Genomic DNA, 13,802 nt, shown 5'->3' on the forward strand with positions numbered 1-13,802 from the left:
GTGATGCCAATGCTGGAAGAGAAGCTCAAGGAAGCCATCATCGGCGAGCTGGAACGGCAGGCGGCCGACCGGCCGCAAGCGCTGAAGCTCCAGGGCGCAAGCGAGGCGAACCGCTCGGAAGAGCTGATCGTCAACGGCAAGATCGACCTTGCCGCTTTGGTCATGGTGATCGCGGGATCGGTCGCGGGCGGGCCCTAGCTCGCGCGCTCGGCCGCCCTCAGCCGTATTCCTCGCCGATTCCGTACTCCTTGTAGATCTCGAGCGGATCGACTTCCGGAAACAGGCGGCATTTGGCCTGGGCGAGGTGCAGGCTCACCGCCGCCGGCTCCTTGCCGTTCGCGAGCATCTTGCGGATGTCGTCCATATGCGCGCTCGGCTGGTGCTTCGGTGCGAGCTGCTCCAGCGCGACCAGCGCGGTCGCGAGGGCCTCGGTCAGAACCCATTCGTCGTGGCCCGTGATTCCCTTCTTCGGCATCGGCAGACCCCACATATGGCGGCGCTGCACAGTCTATCGCGACTTCCGCCAAATCGCCATTGAGCCGTTGCGGACGGCCCGCACCCGGCAGGGGCGGCCTTGCTAGATGGCGGCGCGTGGCTAAAAGGCGGCAAGTTGCAGGGCCGTGGTATCTTTGTTGAAACAATATTGGCGTAGACGGGCGCCTGCACGCGATCCTGCCCGGCAGTTCCGGTCCGGATCCGCTGATCCCGTCTCCGCAGCACGATCCGGTTGCGCACCCTCAAGGCTCAAGCCCAGCATGGTCTTTCTCAGCTTCGTCTACCGCTTCGTCACCAACTTCGCGTTCCTGGCGGTGGTCTATTTCAGTCTGAACTTCATGGAGAAGTATCCGAACCGGGCGATCCTCGCGATCCTGGTGCTGGTCTATGCCGGCATGCGCGCCGCCTCGACGCTGCGTGCGTTCTACTTCTTCCAGAAGATCGAGAAGCTGGAGGCCGAGACGAAGCGTCTTCAGGCCCCGATCAATGACGGCTCGGGTGGAACCAATGCGCGCAAGCAGATCGTGACCGACGTTGCGCGGCTGCGCCGCGACGGCGAGCTCAAGTCCTATATGGACCTGTTCTTCCTTGCGTTGATCGTGCTGCTCTGCGTCGCCGCGATCATGCGGCAATAACCGCTTTAGGCGCGCTTCTTCACGCCGGTCGCGAGGCGGGTCGGCGTCGTGCTCTTGGGGGCGGTGTTCTTGGCCTGCGCGGCATGCTTAGGGCCGGCCGGCGCCGCATGTGCGGTCCGGGGAGCGTGCATCTTGCCGGCCTTGCCCTTTGCGGCCTTGTCCTTGGCCACGCGAGGCGTCTCGGCCGCCATCGCCATCCGCGTCGCGGCGCGCCGCGACAAGGTTGTCGACAGCAGCACCTCGACCGAGCCTTCCGGAATCGCGAACAGGTCGCGGCCGGGCACGGCCAGGGTGGATGCGATATTCGTCTGCGCCTTGGTCCGGCGCGGCAGCAGCGGCTGGTGCTCGGTCAGCGCATTGAGGTCGGCCAGCGCGGGCGCCGGCAACGTCCGGGTCTCGGTGAACACGAAATTCGGAACGGCCGGCCAGCGTGCGATCGGTGTCGTCTCGGTCGGCGGATGCAGCAGCCATTCTACCGGCGTGGTCGGCGTTGCCGGCCGGTCCGCGGTCGCCGGCACCACATGCACGATGCGATAACCGCGCGCCTTGAGGTCGCGGATGATTTTTGGCAGCGCCGCAACCGTTCGCGCCTGGATGTCGTGCAGCAGCAAGATGCCCTTGCCCTTGGCCTCCAGCCGCTGCATCGCGAGCTGATAGACGCGGTCGGACGACACGTGCCGCCAGTCGTCGGCCGGGAAGTCGGCGCTCCAGACCTGGATGCCGCGCGAGATCAGATAGTTCTCGACGCCCTCGGCGCGCATCAGGCCGGGAATGCGGAAGAACGGCGCGAGTTTTGACGGATCGGTCATCGCGGCCGAGGTCCACTCGATGCCGCCGTTGATCTCGGGCTCGTATTTCTCGACCGGCATCCGGTCGAACGTCAGCGGATGGCTCATGCTGTGGGTGCCGACGGTGTGTCCCGCCGCCACCAGCTTGCGCACGCCCTCCGGGTTCGCCTTGGCCTGCTGGCCGATGATGAAGAAGGTCGCCTTGATGCACTCGTCGTCGAGCATCTTGAGGACCTGGTTGGAATATTTCGGCAGCGGACCGTCGTCGAAGGTCAGGACGACCTCGTGATCCCTAAGCGGCAGCGTCTCGCGGTACTGCATGGTGCCGATGCGCGGATGCTCGCGCGGATCGACCACGAGGGTGCGGGACGTGCCGAGCGCGTCCGGATGGCCGGGGCAATCGGCCGCATAGGCCGCCGGTGCGCCCGCGGTCAACAATCCAAGACACAGGACGATCCACGATCGCGTCCGAACCACAACGCTACCTCCGATCATGAATCCCGTCTGCCCTCATACGCTTGCCGCCATAGTAGGTCGGAGACGCCCGGAAACGGTTCAGGCGCCATACCCCTTCATCTTTGCCTTCCGTAGCATGAACAGAGTGTTAATAGGGCCAAAATCACCCCATTTTGCGCCGGCGTGACATTCCGGCATCAGCGCGCGTCGGCGTTTTTCTGTGACGTTCCCGGCGGGACCACATGAACCACGCGAAACCCATTGTCCTTCAGATACCGCAGGAAGGCCGGCATGATCGCCGCCGTGCGCGCCTTGGGATCGTGGAAGAGGATGATACCCTTGCCGCTCGCAGCGAGGCGCTCGGTGACCAGCTTCAGTTCCTGCTCCGGCGTCATCTCGTTCCAGTCGCTGGCCCAGAGGTCGGCCCCGAACACGACGATGCCGCGCGATTGCAGCAGATCGAGCTCGGCTTGCGTCGCCTCGAAATAGGGGAAGCGGAAGAACGGCGTCGAGGGCGTGGTCGTCGAGACCCCGTGCAGCGCCATCTCGTCGGCGGCGATGCCGCGGTCGATCTCGCTCCTCGCCTTGTCGATCGGGATTCGCGCCATGAACGGATGCGAGAAGGTGTGATGGCCGATGGTGTGGCCTTCGCGCGCAATGCGCTTGACCATCTCGGGGTGCTGCGAGGCGTGCAGGCCGATCAGGAAGAACGTCGCGCGCACGCATTCCTGCGCCAGCGCCGCCAGCACCTTCGACGTCGTCGGCGGATGCGGGCCGTCGTCGAAGGTCAGTACGACCTCGTGATCGGCGAGCGCCAGCGTCTGCGGGAAGCTCTTCAAGCCGACGCGCGGCGTGGTCCTGGCGTCGACGCTCAGGATCCGCGACGTGCCGAGCGCATCCTTGCGCGGGCACTCGGCGGCATCCGTCGAGGCCATGCCGGTGAGGCCCGCAAGGACGGCCCCCGCCGACATCGATGTCCATTTCAGCCGAAGCATCTTTGCCATTGCGCTTGGAGTCGCCTTGTGGGTATTGCCTGAACCATCAGCTCAGACCACTCGTTCCAACCTGTCAAACGGCGAGGCGCACCATGGATGAACATATGGACGGTGCTCCATCCGCCGCGGATTCGGTACTCGACCACGTACCGATGCGCAATGAAGACGGCGAAATTCGTCACGAATTCGTCGAGGAAATTGCCCGTGCGATCGAAGCCGGCGACAGCGCGGCGCTGCGCGCCTGCGTGGCCGAGCTGCACGAGGCCGACCTCGGCGACCTGATCGGCGCCCTCGCGCCCGACGACCGCGTCCGCCTGGTCGAGCTCACGGGCCGCGACTTCGACTTCTCGGCGCTGAACGAGGTCGACGAGGCCGTCCGCGAGGAGATCCTCGAGGAGTTGCCGCCGGAGACGGTCGCCGAAGGCGTCCGCGAGCTCGAATCTGACGACGCGGTCGAGCTGCTGGAGACCCTCGACGAGGACGAGCAGGAGGAGATCCTCGAGAAGCTGCCGCTGCAGGAGCGCGTCGCGCTCGAGCGCAGCCTGCTGTATCCGGAGAATTCCGCCGGCCGCCGCATGCAGACCGAGTTCATCGCCGTGCCCCAGGATTTCACCGTCGGGCAGGCGATCGACTACATGCGCGAGACGCCGGATCTGCCCGACCGCTTCTACGAGATCTACGTCGTCGACAAGGACCAGCACTGGCAGGGCGCAGTCCCCCTCGACGTGCTGTTGCGCGCCCGCCGTCCGGTGCCGCTCACCGAACTCACCGACGAGGACCGCCGCCGCGTCTCCGTCCTGGAGGACCAGGAGGAGGTGGCGCGCATGTTCGGTAAGTACAATCTGGTCGCAGCCCCCGTGCTCGACACTCAGGACCGCCTCGTCGGCGTCATCACCGTCGACGACGTCGTCGACGTCATCGAGGAGGAGGCGGACGAGGACCTCAAGGCGCTCGGCGGCGTCACCAGCGACGAAGAACTGTCGGACACGTTCCTCACCATCGCCCGCGGCCGTTTCAACTGGCTGCTGGTGAACCTCGCCACCGCGTTCCTGGCGTCCTCCGTGCTTGGCCTGTTCGAGGGCCAGCTCGAGAAGATGGTCGCGCTCGCGGTGCTGGCGCCGATCGTGGCGAGCCAGGGCGGCAATGCCGCGACCCAGACCATGACGGTCGCGGTGCGCGCGCTCGCCACCCGCGAGCTCGGCTCCTCCAATGCCTGGCGCGTGGTGATGCGCGAGACGCTGGTCGGCCTCGTCAACGGCCTTGCCTTCGCCGTCATCACGGGCATCGCCGCGGTGGCCTGGTTCAAGATCCCGGGCCTCGGCATCGTCATCGGGCTTGCGATCATCTGCAACCTCGTCGCCGGCGCGCTCGGCGGCATCCTGATCCCGATGGCGCTCGAACGCGTCAGGGCCGACCCGGCGGTGGCCTCCGGCACCTTCGTCACCACGGTGACGGATGTCGTCGGCTTCTTCTCCTTCCTCGGGATTGCGACGCTCTGGTTCGGGTTGAAGTAGGGGGCGCGGTGGGGCCGTAGCCCGGATGGAGCGCAGCGTAATCCGGGACCGCTGCATCGCCGCGAGAGCTGCCCCGGATTACGCTTCGCTTCATCCGGGCTACGGGCAACTATCTTTAATCCGAACTTAAGCGGCCTGCCGCATCATCGCTCCCGCTTGGGGGAATGAACATGCGGTTGCGGCTGAAGGCGGACGGGCGGATCGTCGAGTTGCGGGATGGACAAGAATTTCCGGTCCAGCCGGCGGCCAATGCCGCGCCTGGCGACGCCAGTTCGCTCGCGGTGCGCGACCTGCGGCGCCGCGCCTGCCTGACCCAGATGGAGTTCGCCGCCAAGCTCGGCGTTCCCGTCGAGACCATCCGCAACTGGGAGCAGGGCAAGCGGGCGCCCCGGGGGCCGGCCCGTGCGCTGCTCGCGGTGATCGCGCATGCGCCCGACACCGTGTTCCAGGCGCTGGCCAAGGTCTGACTCCAAGGCCTCGCGCGAACCTCCTGTTAGCATTGCCCTGAATATCCGTCCCGATGGCACTGACGTCCGTTGGCAACCATCACGGGCGAGGTCCATAATGTCGACCGGGGCTACGTAACAGAGACGATTCCTCATGCTGTTCGTCGAGGCCAATGGCGCACGGATCCCGGCGATCGGGCTCGGGACCTGGGAATTGGAAGGGCGCACCTGTGCCCGCGTGGTCGAGCAGGCGCTGCGGCTCGGCTATCGCCACATCGACACCGCCCAGGTCTATGACAACGAGCGCGAGGTCGGCGATGCCTTACGCGCCTCCGGCGTGCGCCGCGACGACGTCTTCCTCACGACGAAAGTCTGGACCAACCATTTCGCGCCCCACGATCTCGAGCGCTCGGTCAAGGAGAGCCTCGCGCGCCTGCGGCTTCCTTCCGTCGATCTCTTGCTGCTGCACTGGCCCAATCCGCACGTGCCGCTGGCGGAGACGCTTGGCGCGCTGTCGCACGCGAAGCGCATGGGCCTGACCCGCCACATCGGGGTCTCCAATTTCACGGTGGCGCTGATCGAGCAGGCGGTCGCGCTGTCGGGCGAGCCGCTGGTCTGCAACCAGGTCGAATACCATCCCTATCTCGACCAGACGAAGGTGAGGGCGGCCTGCGATCGGCACGGCCTCGCCCTGGTTGCCTACAGCCCCGTCGCCAAGGGCCGCATCAAGTCCGACCAGACGCTCGCTGCCATCGGCCGCGCGCATCGCAAGACGTCGGCGCAGGTCTGTCTGCGCTGGCTGGTGCAACAGAATGTTGCGGCAATCCCGCGCACCTCGCGCGTCGAACGCCTGTCGGAGAACATCGATATCTTCGATTTCGAGCTCTCGGACGACGAGATGGCGCAGATCGCCGCGCTGGCCAGCCCCAAGGGGCGACTGACCGATTTCGGCTTCGCACCGAAATGGGATTGAGGGGAGACAGCGGTATGCTAACAGCAGGGCGGCAACCCAAGATCGGGCGATGGAACCGCGGAAGATCATACGGATGGACATTGCAGCGTCGGCGATCGCGCATCTGACGCTGGTGGCGCTGATCATCGTGATCAGCGAGGTCCGTCCGTTTCACGCCGCTGCGCCCGAGACCGTTTCGGTCGACATCGTCACGCCGGAGCAGGTGAAGCAGGAGGAGGCCAAGGCCCAAGAAAAGGAAGAGAAAGAGAAGCCGCCGGAGCCGCTCCCCGACCTGAAGCTGCCGAAGCTGGATGTCACCGACAAGGCGGACGCGACGGCGAAGCCGTCCGCCAAGCCGCAGCCATCGCCTGAACCGCAGCAACCAGCGCAGCAGAAACAGCCGGCACCCTCGCAACCGCCGAAGCCGCGCGAGGCCAACGTGCAGCCCCAGCCTCAGCCGGCGCAACAGCCGCCGCCGCAACCGCAGCCCCAACTGCCACCTCAGGCGATGCCGCAGCCGCCGGTGCAGCCGCCGCCACAGGCGATGCAGCCGCCGCCGGTCGCGCCGCCGCCGGCCTATCAGGCGCCGGAGCCTGACGTCACCGTCAAGTATGGCGTCATGCTCGGGCTGCCGCCCGAACTGCCGACCGAGCTACCGAAAGACGCCCCCAAGGACGATGGCGGTGACGCCAAGGACTCAATTGCGGCCAAGCTGCCGGCCGAAGTCATCGCGGCGTTGCGTCGCCATTTGAGAAGCTGCGCCAAGCTGCCGGCCGGGGTCGATCCGACCGACAACGTCCACATCAAGCTGCGCGCGGTGTTGGCCACCGACGGCACGCTGGCGCGCGAGCCGATCCTCATGGCGGCCCCGCCATCCGCCAAGGGCGTGGCCATCGTGAAGTCCGCAACGAGCGCACTGCAGGCCTGCCAGCCCTACAAGATGTTGCCGGCCGACAAATACGAGGAATGGAAGGTATTGGACCTGCCGTTCTCGCCGCGGGATTTCGGCGGATAGCTACCCAAACTGCTTCGACAAAACCGCACGAAGCGGTCGCGGCGCATGACCCGCCAGGCGCTGGACGTCGCCGGTCACGATGTCGAAGTCTCCCGCCGCGAAGCGCCGCTCGATATCGATCAGCGCCGCGACGTATTCTTGCGGAATCTTCGCCCGGATCATTCCATCGCGAAGCTGCGCTTCATCCATGACGACAAAATGGGTCGGCTTGCCGGTGATATCCGACAGCAGATCGGCGCGTTCCCTGGCGCTGATCGCAGCCGGACCCGTTGCATTGTAGATTGCGCCGGCGTGACCATCGCCAAGCAGGATACCGGCCGCCGCGGCCGCCACGTCGTCGCGCGAGACGAAAGCGACGTGATTCTCGCCGAGCCCCGGCACGATGCCCGAGGCCGCGGATATCGCGGCCACCTGCGCAAATGATTCAGCGTAGTAGTTCATCCGCAAGATGGTCCACCGCCCGGCGGCTCTCATCAGATGCTGCTCGCCCGTAAAATAGGCTGCGTACATATCGCGCTCGTCGACCTCGCGGGCGGCCGCGATCGACATCATCGCGACGTGCCCGACGCCGGCCCTTACGGCAGCGTCGATTGCGCTGACGAAATGGCGATCACGCCGGCCTGGCTGAACGTCCGAGCTCGGAATGATCAACAATCGGTCGAGGCCCCGATAGGCCGCGATCAGCGTTTCGGGCTGGTCGTAGTCACCATGTCGCGCCTCGACCGCCGCATGGACTGTTGCAGGAGTGCGGGAGATGCCGACGATGTGGTGCCCGCCGTCTCGCTCGATCAATTCGGCCACCGCCGCCTTGCCAAGATGACCACTCGCTCCGCTGACGCCGATCTGCATATTCGATGTCCTTCCGTGTAACGAACAATTTGTTCGTGACGATATGTTCGATATCGAATAGAGCCGCAAGAACGCACAATTTGATGCGCCACGAACAGATTTGATCGTGTGTCGATTCAAGGGACAGGACGATGAAGCGCTTCAAGCCTCAGCCTCGGATGGCAAGGCCCGGATGGGATGACCCCGACGACTGCCGCGCCGTGCTCAAGGTCCTCGATCGGATCGGAGACAAATGGACGGTCATGGCCGTCGGTGCGCTGGCTGACGGTCCGATGCGCTTCAATGCCATCCTGCGCATGACCGGGGCGTCGCACCGCATGCTGACATTGACGCTGCGTGCCCTCGAAGCGGACGGGCTGGTGAAGCGGACTGCCTATGCAACGATCCCGCCGAAGGTGGAGTACGAACTGACCAGGCTCGGGCTCTCCTTGATCGAACCATTGCAGGCCATCGCAGCCTGGGCTCAGCGCAACCGCCGGGCGATGGAAGCCGCGCGGGCGAAGTTCGAGGCCGCGAAGGCCGGATGAGGCTCCCGTAGCCCGGGTGAGTGGAGCGATACCCGGGAATGGAGAGATGAAGCAAAGCTCGGGTGAAATCAGCCGCGAGGATGAGAAGGCGGGTCTGCATTTGAGGGGGGAATTGAAGAGCGACGTCGTTGCCTCTTGCTCCGTCATTGCGAGCGTAGCGAAGCAATCCAGAATCCTTCTGCGGAAAGACTCTGGATTGCTTCGCTGCGCTCGCAATGACGAGGCGGAGAGAGCCGGCCTCAATGACCGCGCTTCTTCATCCCCTCGTCACTCGCCACCACCTCTGGCGCCATCGCCGCCCAGGCGCTGGAGGCGAACTGCCGCCGCCATGTCACGACCACCACGGCGGCCGTGGTCACGAACAGCAGCCAGGGGCTGACGAACCAGCCGAGATAGCCGAGCGCGAAGAAGAAGGCGCGCTGGCCGCGGTTGAAATGGCGGCCTGCGGATTCGAACAGGCGTGTGGTGCGCATGACGTGGGCTTCGGCCGCCGGCGTATCGCGTTGCGATGCCGGCGGCATGCCGCCGAACAGGATCGCGACATAGTTGAACAGGCGATAGGCCCAGGCGAACTTGAAGAAGGCGTAGACGCAGATCAGCACGAGGCCGACGCATTTCAGCTCCCACATCGCGGGCGAGGTGCTGAGGTCGATCGGCAGCTTGCTCAGAATCGTGATCGCATCGTTGGTGGCGTGCAGCAGCGCCAGCGCGCCGCCGAGCGCGAACAGGCTGGTGGAGGCGAAGAAGGCGGTGCCGTTCTGGAGCGAGGCCATGATCTGCATGTCGACCATGCGCGTCTCGCGGTCGAGCAGGCGGCGCACCCAGACCTCGCGATAGCGGTTCATGCGCGCCGACAGGCTGTCGCGGCCGTAGGCCGAGTGTTCCAGCGTCAGGGCATAGGCCAGCCATTCGATGATGAAGAAGCCGACCGCGGTGATGTCGACCCAGTGCCTGCTCATGTCTTGCTCCCTTGGGGATCGCAACGATTGCCACGCATGGCCGGGCGCAGCAACGATTGATTGGCGGCAGGCGATGGCGTTAAAAGCAGCTCGCTTCAAGACGTCTCGGGAAGGATCAGTGACATGGCAACGCTCAAGCTCGCGATCGGCAACAAGAACTACTCGTCATGGTCGATGCGGCCCTGGCTCGCGCTGCGCGCGAACGATATCCCGTTCGTGGAGACCCTGATCCCGCTCTACACCGACAATCCCGCCGACAAGGAGCAGATCCTGTCCTTCAGCCGCGCCGGCAAGGTGCCCGTGCTGGTCGACGGCGACGTGACGGTGTGGGATTCGCTCGCCATCATCGAATACATTGCCGAACGTTACCCGGAGAAGAAGCTGTGGCCGGACGACGCCGCGGCCCGCGCCCATGCCCGTTCGGTCTGTGCCGAGATGCATTCCGGCTTCGTGCCGCTGCGCAGCGAATGCGGCATGAACCTGCACCGGCCGATCCGCGCCGTGGCGCTGTCGGCCGATGCGAAGGCCAACGTCGCGCGCATCGAGGAGATCTGGCGCGAGTGCCGCGCCCGCTACGGCACCAAGGGACCGTTCCTGTTCGGCCGCTTCGGCGGGGCGGATGCGATGTATGCCCCGGTCGTGCACCGCTTCCGCACCTATGCGATCGAGGTGGCGCCGAACACGAAGGCGTACATGGAGACGATGATGGCGCTGCCGGCGTTCCAGGAATGGACTCGCGAGGGGATCGCCGAAACGCTTCTCATCGCGAAGTTCGAGGACGCCTAACCCGCGAAAGTGATTGGGCGTGGCTTGACGGTTCCCCGCACGGCGGCGCTCAATCACGGTGCAACGACGGCTTGGGAGAGGGCGCCATGGGAATCCTGGACTCGCTGGAAAACAATCCCGCGCTGCGCAGCGCACTCGGTCAGCTCGGTGCCGCCGTGCTGCCGGTCGTGCTCAACGAGGTGCTCGGCAGCAACAACCAGGGCGGCCTCAGCGCGATCGTCGCAAAACTCCAGCAGGCCGGCTTCGGCGACCAGGTCAAATCCTGGCTCGGCAACGGCCACAACCTGCCGATCTCGGCCGACCAGCTCCGCGCCGTGCTCGGCAACGATACCGTCCGACAGCTCGCCGCACGCTACAACATCCCGGTCGACCAGTTGGGTGAGATCCTCGCCCAGGAGCTGCCCAAGGCTGTCGACCAGGCCAGCCCGCAAGGCCATCTGCCCCATACCGCCTAGGGCTCCGCTCCAGCACTGCCAAGGTGGGCCGCTGTTCCCGTTATCGTCCTGAAAAGACTTCAAAATTCGTGTATTTGCCAGGCTTGCATGAGGCTGGTCAAAAACGCCGCATGCATGCTATACAGCACCCGGGTTTCCGGCCGGCCATCGCAGTGGGACCATGGGCGAGGCAGGCGTTGTTTGAGTAATGGAGAGGGTGTTGAAGCACAAATTCCCCGTTGGAACGCGCGTTTTGTTCACGGCCAGCAACGTCGCGCGCCCCGCTGCCAGCGGCTCGTACGAGATCATCCGCCTGCTGCCGACGGAAGGCGACGACTGCCAGTACCGGATCAAAAGCTCGACCGAGGCGTTTGAGCGGGTCGCCAAGGAAAGTCAGCTGGCGCTGACCTGACGCGCCGCCGATCGCGCCCATTGCTATCGCGGACAAATCTGCTCCGCTCGCCGTCAAAAGGCCCGCTTCGCCTTCACAGGGTGGGGCGGGGGCAGTTGCCGACTCGCGGTGCTCGCTTGACCATTCGCTCTTTGCTCGCGTGAGGGGACGTCGCGCATGAACTGGGCATCGGCCACTTCGCTCGACCAAATCTGGCGCTCGCCGGCCCTTCCGATGTGGATGACGCTGGTCGCGGCCGGATTCTTCGGATTGATCCTGCTGATCACGCTGCTTCGCGCCGAGAAGTCGCTCGCCAACGGCGCGCTGACGGTGATTACGCTGCTGTCCATCGCGATCGCCGGGGCTGCCATGGTTCACGTCTATGAAGCGGCGGGGCAAGACGCGCCGGCCGAGTCGCGCGCACAGGCCGCGGTCACTGCGAGCCTACCGGCGCTGTCCTGTCTCGATGGGCTCGCCGGAGATGCCGTAGCCACGGGCTGCGAAAAGGCGCTGTTCGGCGCACCCGACACAGCAGCGGCGGCAGTTGCCTACACCGCGGCGAGGATCGACCGGCTCACCGCGCTCGGCGATGCCGCGACCGCCGACAAGAGCCTGACGCTCGACATGAAGGTGCTGCGCAAGTCGCTGGAACGTGATCGCTACGGCCTCGTCGCGCAGGTGCTGGTCGCGCGCGACGGCTGCACGCAGTTCGATTGTGCCGCCTTCCGCTCGCTGACCGATCAGCAGCAGGTCGCCGCCAACATGGAGTCCCATCTCTACGACACGCTGGTCGCACGCTATGCGCCGACCTGGAATGCGCCCGGGGCGGTGCCGGCAATGCCTGCCACCGCCACGCTCGCGGGGTTGCCGCCGTCAATGCCGACGGGCAAGCCGACCAATGCGGAGTTCCCGAGCGCCTCGTCGACGCCTCCGGTGAGCATCATGAATCCGGAGCCGCCCACTGCGGCGACGAAGCAGGCGGCGCCTGCCGCCGGTGCTGCGCCAGCGGCACCGCGCGCACCGGCTGCGACCTCGGCGCAGGCTGCGGCACCCGCGGCACCGGCCGCCAAGAAGCCGCCGGCGCCGAAGGCCGCGCGTGCGCCCGCTGCAGCACCGGTTCCGCTCGCGCCACCGGCTTCCGCGCCGGCTGCTCCGGCTGCGGATAACGAGTAGTTCGGCATTCCAAATGCGTGGCGGCCCGGCTAATGCTGGGGCATGCCACTCCATCTGATCAAGCTCGCCGTCGGCTGCGACTCCGTCAAGGAATTGAAGGAGTGGGTGGCCGAACGGATGCAGACCGCCAAGAAGAAGGGTCTGCCGCAACACCACATCCACATCACCCGCATGGTGCCCAAGCGTGACGCCGAGATCCTTGCCGGCGGGTCGCTCTATTGGGTCATCAAGGGCGAGATCGCCGCACGCGAAAAGATCATCGGCATCGAGCCGTTCCGCGACAAGGACGGCATCGGACGCTGCCGCATCGTGATGCAGCCGAAGGTGATTTCGGTCTCGCCGCGGCCGATGCGACCCTTCCAGGGCTGGCGCTATCTGACCGAGGATTCCGTGCCGGCCGATCTCGGCAAATCCGCCGCCGGCTCGATCGCGGCCATGCCGGAGCCGATGCGGCGCGAGCTGCGGGATCTCGGGCTGCTCTAAACCGCGATATTGTCGATCAGCCGCGTCGTGCCGAGCTTGGCTGCGACAAGGATCCGCAACGGGCCGTCCTTGCGCGCGGTGACCGGTGCCAGCGTCGCGGCATGGCGGGCTTCGTAATAGTCGAGCGCAAAGCCGGCCGCCTTGATCATCTCGGCGCCGCGCGCCATCGCAGGCGCGATGGCTTCGCCGCCGCGGATGCGGCCTGCGCTCTCCTTCATGGCGCGGTAGAGCGTGGTCGCGGTCTGCCGCTCCTCGGCCGAGAGGTAGACGTTGCGCGAGGACATCGCGAGCCCGTCGCGCTCGCGCACGGTGCGGGAGCCGATCACCTTCACGCCGAGGTCGAGGTCGCGCGCCATCTGCGTCACCACCCGCAATTGCTGAAAGTCCTTCTCGCCGAAGATCGCGACATCCGGCCGGCATTGCGTGAACAGCTTGCCGACGACGGTGGCGACGCCGCCGAAGAAGTGCGGCCGGAAACGGTCCTCGAGGCCGGCGAGCGCCGGGCCCTCCGGCACGATGCGGGTGGCAAAGCCTTCCTGGTACATGGCCTCGACGCCGGGATGCCAGACGATATCGACGTCCTCGGCCGCGAGCCTGGCGATGTCCGACTTCCAGGTGCGCGGATAGGCACCGAAGTCCTCGGTCGGAGCGAACTGGGTCGGGTTGACGAAGATCGACACCACGACGCGGCTGGCCCGCTGCTTGGCGAGGCGCACCAGCGACACATGCCCGTCATGGAGCGCCCCCATGGTCGGGACCAGCGCGATCGTGGCCTTTCGCTTGCGAAGATTGTCGAGGGTGCGCCGGAGCGCGGGGACCGTGCGGGCGATCAGGGGACTTGACGACATCAGGACTCGACGGGGGTTGGGAATCAGCGCGGAACGGCTCGGCGCCTTGCCGGCTA

The 13,802-nt window shown here is 65.9% G+C and carries 18 protein-coding genes; 12 read left to right on the plus strand and 6 right to left on the minus strand.

Going from position 1 to position 13,802, the window contains the following annotated elements; all coding sequences use genetic code 11:
- The first annotated feature begins 9 nt into the window (after nucleotides 1-9).
- A complete protein-coding gene (locus XH79_RS35720; protein WP_212335784.1) occupies nucleotides 10-198 on the plus strand; it encodes a hypothetical protein in 189 nt (62 codons plus the stop codon).
- Nucleotides 199-217: 19 nt separating this feature from the next.
- Here the strand turns inward: XH79_RS35720 and XH79_RS35725 are convergent, their stop codons facing one another.
- Nucleotides 218-475: a hypothetical protein gene (locus tag XH79_RS35725; RefSeq protein WP_212335785.1), complete on the minus strand. Its 258-nt coding sequence runs from the start codon at nucleotides 473-475 to the stop codon at nucleotides 218-220.
- Between the two features lie 280 nt (nucleotides 476-755).
- Between XH79_RS35725 and XH79_RS35730 the strand changes: the two genes are divergently transcribed.
- Nucleotides 756-1,130 (plus strand): hypothetical protein, encoded by a 375-nt coding sequence (locus XH79_RS35730; protein ID WP_271584711.1) that lies wholly within the window; start codon nucleotides 756-758, stop codon nucleotides 1,128-1,130.
- Between the two features lie 5 nt (nucleotides 1,131-1,135).
- Here XH79_RS35730 and XH79_RS35735 read toward each other — a convergent pair whose 3' ends face one another.
- Nucleotides 1,136-2,413 carry a polysaccharide deacetylase family protein gene (locus tag XH79_RS35735; RefSeq protein WP_271584712.1) on the minus strand — a complete coding sequence of 426 codons (1,278 nt, stop codon included), beginning with the start codon at nucleotides 2,411-2,413 and terminating at the stop codon, nucleotides 1,136-1,138.
- Between the two features lie 158 nt (nucleotides 2,414-2,571).
- Nucleotides 2,572-3,378, minus strand: coding sequence for a polysaccharide deacetylase family protein (locus XH79_RS35740; RefSeq protein WP_442870003.1), 807 nt, complete (start codon nucleotides 3,376-3,378; stop codon nucleotides 2,572-2,574).
- An 83-nt stretch (nucleotides 3,379-3,461) separates the two neighbouring features.
- Between XH79_RS35740 and mgtE the strand changes: the two genes are divergently transcribed.
- The 4 genes from mgtE (at nucleotide 3,462) to XH79_RS35760 (ending at nucleotide 7,296) form a co-directional block, all read left to right on the plus strand.
- Nucleotides 3,462-4,883: a magnesium transporter gene (gene mgtE / locus XH79_RS35745; RefSeq protein ID WP_212335788.1), complete on the plus strand. Its 1,422-nt coding sequence runs from the start codon at nucleotides 3,462-3,464 to the stop codon at nucleotides 4,881-4,883.
- 164 nt (nucleotides 4,884-5,047) lie between these two features.
- Nucleotides 5,048-5,350, plus strand: a complete 303-nt coding sequence (locus XH79_RS35750) for a helix-turn-helix domain-containing protein (protein WP_271584713.1) — start codon at nucleotides 5,048-5,050, stop codon at nucleotides 5,348-5,350.
- Between the two features lie 133 nt (nucleotides 5,351-5,483).
- Nucleotides 5,484-6,302, plus strand: a complete 819-nt coding sequence (locus XH79_RS35755) for an aldo/keto reductase (RefSeq protein WP_271584714.1) — start codon at nucleotides 5,484-5,486, stop codon at nucleotides 6,300-6,302.
- Between the two features lie 49 nt (nucleotides 6,303-6,351).
- On the plus strand, nucleotides 6,352-7,296 hold the full coding sequence (locus tag XH79_RS35760; RefSeq protein WP_271584715.1) for a hypothetical protein: 945 nt from the start codon (nucleotides 6,352-6,354) through the stop codon (nucleotides 7,294-7,296).
- Here the strand turns inward: XH79_RS35760 and XH79_RS35765 are convergent, their stop codons facing one another.
- Nucleotides 7,297-8,145: an NAD(P)H-binding protein gene (locus tag XH79_RS35765; protein WP_271584716.1), complete on the minus strand. Its 849-nt coding sequence runs from the start codon at nucleotides 8,143-8,145 to the stop codon at nucleotides 7,297-7,299.
- Nucleotides 8,146-8,276: 131 nt separating this feature from the next.
- Between XH79_RS35765 and XH79_RS35770 the strand changes: the two genes are divergently transcribed.
- Complete coding sequence (locus XH79_RS35770) at nucleotides 8,277-8,672, plus strand: winged helix-turn-helix transcriptional regulator (protein ID WP_271584717.1); 396 nt, start codon at nucleotides 8,277-8,279, stop codon at nucleotides 8,670-8,672.
- A 239-nt stretch (nucleotides 8,673-8,911) separates the two neighbouring features.
- Here the strand turns inward: XH79_RS35770 and XH79_RS35775 are convergent, their stop codons facing one another.
- Nucleotides 8,912-9,631, minus strand: coding sequence for a DUF599 domain-containing protein (locus tag XH79_RS35775; RefSeq protein WP_212335793.1), 720 nt, complete (start codon nucleotides 9,629-9,631; stop codon nucleotides 8,912-8,914).
- A 123-nt stretch (nucleotides 9,632-9,754) separates the two neighbouring features.
- On the opposite strand from XH79_RS35775, the gene XH79_RS35780 reads away from it, so the two are divergent.
- The 5 genes from XH79_RS35780 (at nucleotide 9,755) to XH79_RS35800 (ending at nucleotide 12,898) form a co-directional block, all read left to right on the plus strand.
- Entirely contained in the window at nucleotides 9,755-10,417 is a 663-nt protein-coding gene (locus XH79_RS35780; protein WP_271584718.1) for a glutathione S-transferase family protein, read from the plus strand.
- 86 nt (nucleotides 10,418-10,503) lie between these two features.
- The gene (locus XH79_RS35785; RefSeq protein ID WP_271584719.1) at nucleotides 10,504-10,872 is read left to right on the plus strand and encodes a YidB family protein; all 369 of its coding nucleotides are present in this window, start codon (nucleotides 10,504-10,506) and stop codon (nucleotides 10,870-10,872) included.
- A gap of 187 nt (nucleotides 10,873-11,059) precedes the next feature.
- Nucleotides 11,060-11,263: a hypothetical protein gene (locus XH79_RS35790; protein ID WP_212335795.1), complete on the plus strand. Its 204-nt coding sequence runs from the start codon at nucleotides 11,060-11,062 to the stop codon at nucleotides 11,261-11,263.
- A 156-nt stretch (nucleotides 11,264-11,419) separates the two neighbouring features.
- On the plus strand, nucleotides 11,420-12,415 hold the full coding sequence (locus XH79_RS35795) for a hypothetical protein (RefSeq protein ID WP_271584720.1): 996 nt from the start codon (nucleotides 11,420-11,422) through the stop codon (nucleotides 12,413-12,415).
- A 42-nt stretch (nucleotides 12,416-12,457) separates the two neighbouring features.
- A complete protein-coding gene (locus tag XH79_RS35800; protein ID WP_018647395.1) occupies nucleotides 12,458-12,898 on the plus strand; it encodes a DUF1489 family protein in 441 nt (146 codons plus the stop codon).
- Here the strand turns inward: XH79_RS35800 and panC are convergent.
- A complete protein-coding gene (panC, locus tag XH79_RS35805) occupies nucleotides 12,895-13,746 on the minus strand; it encodes a pantoate--beta-alanine ligase (RefSeq protein ID WP_271584721.1) in 852 nt (283 codons plus the stop codon). The two genes, XH79_RS35800 and panC, sit on opposite strands and share 4 nt — an antisense overlap.
- Nucleotides 13,747-13,802: the final 56 nt, after the last annotated feature.

Source organism: Bradyrhizobium sp. CCBAU 45389 (assembly GCF_028128625.1).
Lineage (GTDB): Bacteria > Pseudomonadota > Alphaproteobacteria > Rhizobiales > Xanthobacteraceae > Bradyrhizobium > Bradyrhizobium liaoningense_B.